The sequence below is a fragment of the Nocardia sp. MH4 genome, assembly GCF_019266065.1.
Classification (GTDB): domain Bacteria; phylum Actinomycetota; class Actinomycetes; order Mycobacteriales; family Mycobacteriaceae; genus Nocardia; species Nocardia canadensis.
Genome location: NZ_LPNR01000126.1, coordinates 26,696 through 36,521 on the forward strand (window position 1 = coordinate 26,696; position 9,826 = coordinate 36,521).

The window sequence follows — 9,826 nt, forward strand, 5'->3', positions numbered from 1 at the left end:
GTTCGATCGTGACGGTGAAAATTGACGTCACTGGTGCCCGTTCGTGTCAGCTCGAGTCCGGAGGATCCGGTGTGTTGATGGCGGCTCAGTCGGCCGGGTGCGGTTCGATCCTCTGCGGCGCTATGTGAGGATGTCGACGAGCTGGTCGGTGGCTTGGATCACCCAGTCCGGATCGTGGTGTTGGCGTCCCCAGAGCGCGGCCTTGATCGCCCGGACTTGTGCCCATCGGCGGGCCCGCTCGCGGTCGATGCCCGCTGACTCGCAGAACAGGTCCAGGCCACGCGAGAGGCCCTGTTCAGGGTTCGGCCCGAATAGCAGATGCGCGAAGCGGATACTGCGGATGACAGTGATCGTGTCGTAGGCGCGGTCACCGACGTAGCCTTTCGGGTCGATCGCAAGCCAGGGTTCCCGCTCGCCTGACAGGACGTTGGCATCGTGGAGGTCGCCATGCACCAGGGTGTTGGGTTGGTCTGGGCCCAGCTCCCGCAAAGTCGCTATGGCCGCGTCCAGGGCTCGGCGTGGCAGTGGATCGCCGAGTTCGGCGGCGGTGGTGAGGATCTCGGTCTCCCAGTCGGCGACCAGGTCGCTGAGTCTCGGCAATCCCTCTGGTGCGTCGACTGCGAGGCGTTGAGACAACTGGCCCAGTGTGCTGACGGCTTGGTCGAAGTCGGTGACGTCGGCGAGCGTTCCGTGCCCCGCCCGTTCGAGCAGCATGGCGAATTGTTCATCGTCACGGTCGTAGAGGTGCACTGCTCCGCTGCCGTTCCAGACACTGAACGCGTCCGGTTCATAGACGTTGCCCGGATGCGGGAACGACACCTTGATGACCGAGGGAGGTAGGCCGATGTGTCGCACCGGCACGATGATTCCTATGTGGCCGTGCACCACCGACCCGTCGGGCTCGCAGTCCCACCGTTGCAGCAGTTCATCGACCAAACCGGGAAGCGTTGATATCCAGGTCCTGCCGGGATCTCCCTCTCGGAGAACGGTCTCGCGGGCGAAATCATCGGGAATCTCGATCAGAACCCGACTGTATGCGCGTCCGGCTCGGTCTCGACACGTAAGCTCCACCCGCATGACCACTGACCCAAACCATCTCGGCCTCACAAGACATCGAACGAACATTCAGATCAGGCCAGCGCAAGTGACGCTGAAATCATGCGCTGAACTGGGATCTATCGGCGAATAGTGACGTCACCTCGCGGCAACTGCGGCTGCTGTGCGAGCGAGTCGGTAGGAGTCGGTGCCGGTTTCGATGATGTGGCCTCCGAAGATGAGCCGATCGACGATCGCGGCGCAGAGCCGCGGGTCGGTGAAGGTCTTCGTCCAACCGGAGAACGACTCGTTGGAAGCGATCGCGACTGAGTTCTTCTCGTCGCGTTCGGTGAGGACCTGGAACAGCAGCTCAGCGCCGCGGCGGTCGAGTTCCATGTAGCCCAGCTCGTCGATGCAGAGCAGGTCGACGCGGCCGTAGCGGGCGATCGTCTTGGTCAGTTGCTTCTCGTCGGCGGCCTCGACGAGCTCGTTGACCAGCTTCGTGGCGAGGGTGTATTTCACTCGGTGTCCCTGCATGGCCGCTTCGGTGCCCAGTGCGATGAGCAGGTGTGACTTGCCGGTTCCGGAGTCGCCGATCAAGCAGAGGGGCAGCCCCTTCTTGATCCAATCGCCCTAGGCAAGGGTGTTGATCGTGGCTTCCTCGATGTTGGGGTTGGCCGCGAAGTCGAACGCGCGCAGCGACTTGTCGCGCGGGAACCCCGCTGCGCGGATGCGGCGTTCGGAGCGGCGGCGCGCGCGGTCGTCAACTGGGACCGAACTGTGGGACGACGATGGCCGGCATCGACCTCACGCCCACGACCCGTCAGGCAGCGATCGCCCGACATCGCCGCGAACGTGAGGCCGAGACCGACCGGTGTGGGCGCATCACACCCGTGGAGTAATCACGGGGTCCGTGGTAGCCGCGGCGTCGCCTCTGGTCGCCGGCGAGGTCTACTTCGCTGCGGTGAGGTCGACGACTGTGGCGCTTGCGGCGTTGGACTGCACGGAGGCGATCCCCTTTTTCGCCGCGTCCTTGGACTCATACGCCTGTGAGGAGGCGATGATCTCGCCGTTGCCCGCCTTGAGCCGCCAACGGAACTTGCTCGACGCGTCGGCGAAGATCTCGAACTTTCCTGACATGACCGGGCCTCGCTCTCACTCGAAGGAAAACGCGCCTACCAGTGCAGAATAGACCTCCTGGCAAGGGTCAATGTTCGAACTTCGCGCCGCGGTGCATGGCGAAGGGGGCCAAGGTTCGCCGCTGCCGGCTGCTGCGCTGTTCCTGCTCCGCGCTCGACGAAGTTCGTTGCGAGCCCTCGGCTCGACGTCACACCACTGCTCGGACAAGGCGGACAGGGTATAGGTCAGTCCAGCCGAGGCTGGTCGCAAACATCGAGTACCACGGGACGAGCAGCGAACCGGCTGCTGCTGCATGCCCGTTCCGGGTTCGGCCGCACCGACAAACCAGGAAGGGTCCCATCGCCGCAGGAACTCGTACAGTTTCGGCCTCTCCAGTGAGAGCCCGAAGGGGCTGGGCTTTGCCCCGGATTAACGGCAGTGCCGCCTGATTGATTCAGTCGGTGCTGTTGTGTCGACGTGAGATGCCGTGGCAGACGAGCAGATCGCTGATTCGCTGTTGGACAACCCAGACCTGCGGTTCATCCGGATCCAGATCGGCATCCAGGAGCGCTTGGCGGTCGACGGAGTCCATTCCCATGCGCGGTTTGGACGGGCCAGGCGGCGTGTGGGTTCCCGCGGCGATGTGACTGACCTTGGCCGAGCTCGGCCGCGACATCCTCTCCGAACCAACCCTGCTATTCAGCCACCCCACCGAGTAGCCACCCGGCACACGGTCAGCTCTGGGCACCGCGCTCAACGAGGCACGGCGCCGGGCCGCCACCCCCACCAACATGAGGCGAAGTGCAGTTGCGCGCCGGGCCCGTCGCAGGTTCGATTCCTCGGCGGGGCACATCGAAGAAGGGAACGCGCGCGACCTGGGCAATTGCACTGGACAGTTGGTGATCGAAGCGGATTTTGGGCTTGGCTGAGTGAATGCTACCGGATACCGTTCGGGATCTGCATCCACCACGGCGACGGTCACCGACTGGCTCGACGAGGAGGGTAATCCTCACATCGTGCCGGTCACCGGCGATGAACTCGACCTCGATCGGGCTCAGGCAAAGGCAAGGCTCGTCCCCACGATCAAGCTCGCCGAGTCTACCCAACCCGAACTCCGCTTCAAGTCGCCTGTGGGACAGGTGCGCACCCCAGCGATCTCTGGGTCAGCGAGGCCGTCCCCGACTCGTAGGTTGACAGGTTCTGCCACGTATAGACACACCCACTGCCAGCAGGTACCGGATAGATCGTGCTACGGCCATGCGACACGACTTGGGACAGCTGCTTCGTGGGCGCGGGGGCTTATTCAGTAGTTCTCTCGCACGTATTTGTACGTCCGGTCGAAAAGTTCACCCTTGATCGGAAGGCTGTAATCCTTCAAAACGGTGCGGAGTTCACGGCGGACCCGCTTGTCACCGGCATCACTTGAAGTCCATCCGGCGTAAGCGACCTCGGCAACGATCTCGTCGATGCGGGACGCGATCTCCGGGACGATCTTGTGTAGCCCCGGAGGCGTGTTCTGCTCGACGATCTGCGTGAGTGCCCCGCGCTTCGGATCCACTAGCTGTTCCAAGGCGGTCTCGTCGCCCTGCTCTGCGGCACGGTCGGCGGCGACAACATCCTGAGCGATCTTCAGCGCGGCTTCAAGGAACGCGAGTGAGTCCTCGACGTTCTCGATCGCCTTCGTGCGCAGCTTCTCGATCCGTTCCGCAAGCGACTGGTAAGCCGGACTCTCGGTGTCCTCGAGCCTGCGTTTCAGACGCGCCTCGATCGAATCCAGGACCTGCTGATATACGTCGTCAGTGCTCGTCTCCGACGATCCACCTTCCGGGAGCCTCAACTGCTCGGCAATCTTCTTGACAAGAGCCAGACCTGCGGCATCGAGGGTGACCGTCTTCGAGTGCATCGTCCGGACGGCCACCTCGTTCATGTGGCCGTGAATGAGGTCCGTGGTCTTCGCACCGAGACGTGCCCACAGGAAGGCCTTGGAGACGTCCTTCGGGCGGATCGACTCATACACCTTCGCAAGCCAAAAGTAATGCTGTTTGAATGGCTGCAACATCGGGTGCGGGTCGAGGAACTCCCACACGGTCTGCAGCCCAACGTAGGTTTCAACGAACTCTGTACGCCCGGCGCTGTCCTCTGGGATCCGCTCGTGGGCCTCCGCGAGCGAGTCGAACGAGGAGTCCGCGGTGTCGATGCCGCTGAACAGATGCAGCAGGCGCGTGAGGTCGGTGACGAACTTCCCTGCCAGTTTGGAGGCATCGGTAACGTTGAGCTCGTCCTCTTCGTCATCCTTCGTCTGGGGGCCTGCGATCGCGTTGCCGATGGCCTTGGCCAATCCGATGTAGTCGACGACGCGCCCGAAGTCCTTGCGCTGTCCCGTGATCGGGTTCTTCCATGGACGGTTGGGGCGGGTGATGGTCTGGAACAGGTTCGCGTCCTTCGCTGGCTTGTCCAGATACAGCACACCTTCGATGGGCGCATTGAAGCCGGTCATCCACTTCGCTGTGACGACCACGAAGGACATCGGATCATTGACCTTCTTGAACCGACGTTTCATCGCCTCCTCCTGCTCCGGTGTGAGCAGGTACTTCTTGTACTCCTTCGGAGTGTCCTTGCTGTCGGCGACGTGCATGACCACGCCGACCTCACGCAGCCGCCCATCGGGCATGAGCGCGCCACGGCGCTTTAGCTCCGCCTCGATCGCCCGAGCGTAGGTGATGACCAATCGCTGGTTGTAGGCGACAACTTGCGCTTTCTGCCCCAGCGGCGATACGAAAGTCAGGAAGTGGTCGACGATGTCGGCACACACCGCGGCGACACGCTCCGGGTTGGATAGGATCGTCTCGATGTGCGAGGCCTTGCCAGATAGGTAGACCTTCTCGTCTTCCTCCAAGTCCTCGTCGGCGGCCAGCTGATCAAAGGCTTCGTCTAAGGCTTCCTTGTCGAGACTGAAGCCGACCGATCTGCCCTCCACGATCACCGGTTTGGTGAACCCGTCGGCGATCGACTGTTCTGGGGTGTACCGGGACATGACGAAGTCCGGGTCGTTCGGGTCTCCGAAGAGCTTGAACGTCGAGCGGTCCTTGTCCTGGATCGCGGTGCCGGTCGCACCGAAGAACTTCGCGTTCGGTACCGCCGCTCTCCACGCATCACCGAACTTCCCCTCCTGGGAACGGTGCGCCTCATCGACCAGGACGACGATATTCGACCGATCGTTGAGATGTCCTGCCTCGGCAAACTTGTGCACCGTCGTGATGACCACCCCGGGCTCCCCACTGCGAAGCAGCGCGAACAGCTCACGCCGATTCTTGGGCACACTCATACGCGGCATGCCAGCGGTCTCGAACATCTCCGCGGTCTGCCGCACGAGGTCTTTCCGGTCGGCGATCACGATCACCGTCGGTGGATCACCGAACTTCTTGGTCACAGCAGGATCGCGCAGCAGGCGCGCTGCGGCGAACGCCATCAGTTCCGTCTTTCCTGAGCCCTGGTGATGCCAGATCAGACCGCCGGGACGGCCGTCGAGGACCTTCTGGTGGATCCCGAGGGCCGCTTCGAACTGCGGGTAGCGCGGCAGGAACTTGATGTCGACCTCAGAGGCGTCCCGTGCGTGACGGAACATCACCAGGTCCTTGAGGATCGGCAAGACCGTCTCCGGCCGCAGCAGCAGCCGTGCCGCACGCTCGACACGAGCCGGTCCCGTGACCACCTTCGGGTTATCCTCCGTCGAACCCCACGGAGCCCATATCTCCGAGTCGGGATCCGGCACCGCACGGATCGGGGCCATGCGGAACTCGAGGCCCTCGGTCGCGACGTTGAAGACGTTGGTCGCGAAGAAGTTCGGGTACTCCTCCTCGTAAGTGCCATAAAGGTCGTTCGCGGCGTTCACCCAGGAAACCTTCTGCTTGACTGGGGTCTTTGTTTCCGCCACAACCAGGGGGAACCCGTTGACGTAGTAGACGACATCGAACCGACGCGGCTTTATCGCACCAGCGATGGTTACCTCGTCCGCAACCGTAAACCGATTGTTGTCGAGGTTCTCGAAATCGATCAGACGGCGCGGCACATGCTTACCGTCGATCGTCGGGAACGAGTGGTCCCCGCGCAACATTACGGTCACGAGTTCATTGGCGGCGACCAGACCGTTGTGGGCGTCGAGGACAGCCTGGTTCAACCCGTGGAGCACTAGCTCGGTCGACTCGGGGTCGCCGATGAGCTCAGGGTTCAGCGCCAGGATCGCCTCGCGCACCCAGCTCTCAACGATCACATCGTGTATGTCGCGGGGCAGCTCGTCGCCCGAGATGTGCTCCCAGCCGACTTCCTCTGCCCACTCGATCAGAGACCTCTGAATCGTGCTGGCTTCAGTGAACGCCATCTCACGACACCCCCTCGAAAAGACGGTCATACGACTCCGGGATCTCGACTTCTTGCTCCAGAAGCGAGGCTAGAAGAGCGGAGCGGAAGGCACGGAGCTGGGCGAGCTCCTCGTTGGATGCGTCGATGCTGTATTGCATCGAGCGCAATGGTGCGACGACCCTCGCCCGCTCAGCCGGATCCTCAGACCAAGGAATATGAACCGCGTTCAACCACCGGACCGCGAGATTGCCGAGGCCAGTCGTTCCCGAAGCTGCTTCACTCATGGATCGCTGCATCGACGGCTCTCGAAGGAGCCAGTACACGAACTCACGATCGGCGGGGTTCTTGACCTTCATCAGGAATTGAAACGCCGAAACCACATGCCCATGAGCTCCTGCCGGAGGCAGGTAGACGTTGCCGATCCGCTGCCTGTTTCCGTTGGTTCGAATCAACACCAGACTCGACTCGTCGATCTTGCCCACGGACTCCGGTAGGCCTACAACGTGACCGATGTCAGTGAGGTCAAGGGAGCCGTCAGGCTTAGTATTCGGGATCCCGATCATCGGAACTGACCCAGGGCAAGGCGTTGGATGCACGTCAGCAGCCGCGTACGAAGGGCCGGAACGGGTTGCGGTGATATCCCCGAGAACGCGTGAATCCGGAAGCCCTCCGACGACATCTGAGTTCAGCCTTGAGAGCAATGCACGACTGCGTGCCATCTCCTCTGCCACTGTCTCGATCTGCGCGTCGACCACAGCCATGATGTCGACGATGCGCCGCTGCTCAGCGACAGAAGGGAGCGCAAGTTTTAACTCGTTGAACTGAGCCTCCTTCCAGCGGCTTCGGCTGGCAGTCGTGCCTGTACTCACTCGCTCGACGTATGACCACAAGGACGGCTGACCGAAATAGAGGTTCAGGAACTGGGGTAGCAACCGTGAGCGATCGCAGTCGAACAGCGGGAATTCGTTGGAGACGTAGGAACCAGCCAGTTCGTCACTGACGAGTCCGAATGATCCCTTCCAGGCGAACAGACGGTTGTAGATGAACTGTCCAGGCTGGACCCGAAAGAAGCGTGTGGCTTTTGAGGTTTCGGAGGTCACTACCTCACGGAGGAAGGGACCCTCGGCGTACCACTTCACGCCGAGAAGCGGGTACGTCTCACCTGGAGCCACCCTGACAAGATCGTGGACTTGCGACGTCACGTCCCCCAATCGTGTCGATGCCCACCTACTCACCGGCTACCTCGAACATGCTCAGATCGATGCCCGCCGCAGCGAGGCGCTCGAACATGATTGTCTCTGTCTCGATCCGGCAATGTCGTGCGTCTGCGTATGCGACGAGCGCTGTGCCCAGGTCAGCAGCTTCCTCGGCTGCGACTTTGATGTACCGGCCGATGTTCAGGTCGAAGCTGTTGTTCTCGATCTCCTCGAACGTCACCAGGCGTACCTGCGCTCCGCCTTCGCCGTCCGGGTCGTCACCGATACGGTACGCATCAACGAGGGCCTTGACGCCGCTGGTGGACATGACGTTCTGGTTCTTGCCCTTGTCGAACCTGCTGGAGCCATCGATGAACAGGACATGGTCCTTGCGCTCGACAGGCTTCTGGTCGCGGAAGATCAGCAGGCATGCCGGGATCGAGGTCGAGTAGAACAGGTTGGACGGCAGGCCGACTACAGCTTCCAGAAGGTCTTTCTCGATGAGACCCTGCCGGATCTTCGCCTCGGCCCCACCGCGGAATAGCACACCGTGTGGCATGACGACGCCCACGCGGCCGGTGCCTGGGTTCATCGACGAGACCATGTGTTGCACAAACGCGAAGTCGCCGTTCTTCGCTGGCGGGACACCGCAGAACGCCCGCGGGTCCGTCGCCCACCGGTCAGCACCCCAGTTCGCCAGCGAGAACGGTGGATTGGCGATTACCACGTCGAATCGGCGCACCGCGCCCGCCGTGTCTTTAAACGCGGGTGCACGCAGGGTATCGCCGCGTTTGATGTCGAAGTCCTCGATCTCGTGCAGGAATAGGTTCATTCGTGCGATTGAGGCGGTTGTCAGGTTGATCTCCTGGCCATAGACCCGCAGCGTTCGGTGGTCCTTGCCGGACTCTCGCAGCTGGTTGATCGTGGCGACGAGCATGCCACCGGAGCCACACGTCGGGTCGTAGACTGACTCACCAGGCTCCGGCTGCAGGATTCCAACCAGGAGGCTCACCACCTCACGCGGAGTGAAGAACTCTCCTGCCTTCTTGCCGGACTCATCGGCGAAATTCTTCAGCAGGTACTCATATCCGGCACCGAGCAGGTCGTGGGAGACGGTCGACGGGTCCAGGCGGGTTCGGTTGAACGCCTGGATCAACCCCAGCAGTGCCGACTCGGGGATACGCTCCTTATTGCCCCACGACGCATCGCCGAACACCCCCGCCAGAGACCGTGGGTTGGCCTTCTCGATGCGCTGAAACGTCTTCGCGATCTCCGCACCGAGGTTGGCCACTGTGCCGGTGACCTCGTTCCACAGGGTGCCCTTCGGCAACTCGAACCGGTGGAAATCGGCCTCGATCTCGTCGTCGAGGTCGTCGCCGTATTCATCAAGCGCCTCGTTGTGCTCGAAGATCCAGGTGTCGCTGATCCACTTCCAAAACAGCATCGGGAAGACGTATGTCTTGAAGTCGGCCGGGTCGACTGGTCCGCGAAGCGCGTTCGCGGCAGCCCACAGCCGCGACTCAAGCTCTTGCTGTGTGATCGTCACAGAGATGAGGTCCTTCGTCGTATGTCGGTGGCTTAAGTATTGCGGAGGGTACCGACAGTTCACAGGAGATCGACGTCGGCGCGGAATCGGCACCCGAACTCCTGGTCGGCATGGTCGCGGTGATCCTGTCGCTAGAAGTCGGGATCGTGTTCTTCGATGTCGACGGCGTCTGAGCTCACGGTGACTTGGACGCATACCCCGAAGTGCTCGAGCATAGCGATGGTGTGGTGGCCGTCGACGAGTGCGGCGCCCAGTTCGACGATCGCCAAGCGGAGGTGCCTGGGGAGATGCAGCTCTGGGGGAGTGGCGAAGTCGAGGTAGGTCAGCAGTGAACCGTCGGCCAGCTGGAACTCGGGGTCGTCGACGCGGTATCGGTAGAGGTTGAGGTCGGCGGTGTCGGGTGTGAATGCCGTCCACCGCACTGCCCGCATCTCGGGGAAGGCGAGTACCGCGTCGAGACGGGCGAATAGTTCGGTGAGGTTCCCCCGTTTTCACGGAGAGCTCCAACCCGTGGTCCGATAGGACCGGAAGGAGTCGATCAGTGGCAGCACCGAAGAAATATCCGGACGAG

The 9,826-nt window shown here is 62.1% G+C and carries 6 protein-coding genes and 1 pseudogene; all 7 read right to left on the reverse strand.

Annotation, left to right across the window (positions count from 1 at the left end; translation table 11 throughout):
• Positions 1-120 precede the first annotated feature (120 nt).
• The 7 genes and pseudogenes from ATM97_RS30135 to ATM97_RS30165 all read right to left on the reverse strand — a co-directional run bounded on the left by ATM97_RS30135 (position 121) and on the right by ATM97_RS30165 (position 9,686).
• Positions 121-936, reverse strand: coding sequence for an aminoglycoside phosphotransferase family protein (locus ATM97_RS30135; RefSeq protein ID WP_255588650.1), 816 nt, complete (start codon positions 934-936; stop codon positions 121-123).
• A gap of 258 nt (positions 937-1,194) precedes the next feature.
• Positions 1,195-1,800 (reverse strand): annotated as a pseudogene (istB, locus tag ATM97_RS30140) (IS21-like element helper ATPase IstB); the annotation flags it as partial.
• 186 nt (positions 1,801-1,986) lie between these two features.
• Complete coding sequence (locus ATM97_RS30145; protein ID WP_218721620.1) at positions 1,987-2,175, reverse strand: DUF1508 domain-containing protein; 189 nt, start codon at positions 2,173-2,175, stop codon at positions 1,987-1,989.
• 1,282 nt (positions 2,176-3,457) lie between these two features.
• Entirely contained in the window at positions 3,458-6,532 is a 3,075-nt protein-coding gene (locus tag ATM97_RS30150; RefSeq protein WP_218721621.1) for a type I restriction endonuclease subunit R, read from the reverse strand.
• A gap of 1 nt (position 6,533) precedes the next feature.
• The gene (locus tag ATM97_RS30155) at positions 6,534-7,715 is read right to left on the reverse strand and encodes a restriction endonuclease subunit S (protein WP_218721623.1); all 1,182 of its coding nucleotides are present in this window, start codon (positions 7,713-7,715) and stop codon (positions 6,534-6,536) included.
• Between the two features lie 25 nt (positions 7,716-7,740).
• Positions 7,741-9,255, reverse strand: a complete 1,515-nt coding sequence (locus ATM97_RS30160) for a class I SAM-dependent DNA methyltransferase (protein WP_218721624.1) — start codon at positions 9,253-9,255, stop codon at positions 7,741-7,743.
• A gap of 131 nt (positions 9,256-9,386) precedes the next feature.
• Positions 9,387-9,686, reverse strand: coding sequence for a hypothetical protein (locus ATM97_RS30165; protein WP_218721626.1), 300 nt, complete (start codon positions 9,684-9,686; stop codon positions 9,387-9,389).
• Positions 9,687-9,826: the final 140 nt, after the last annotated feature.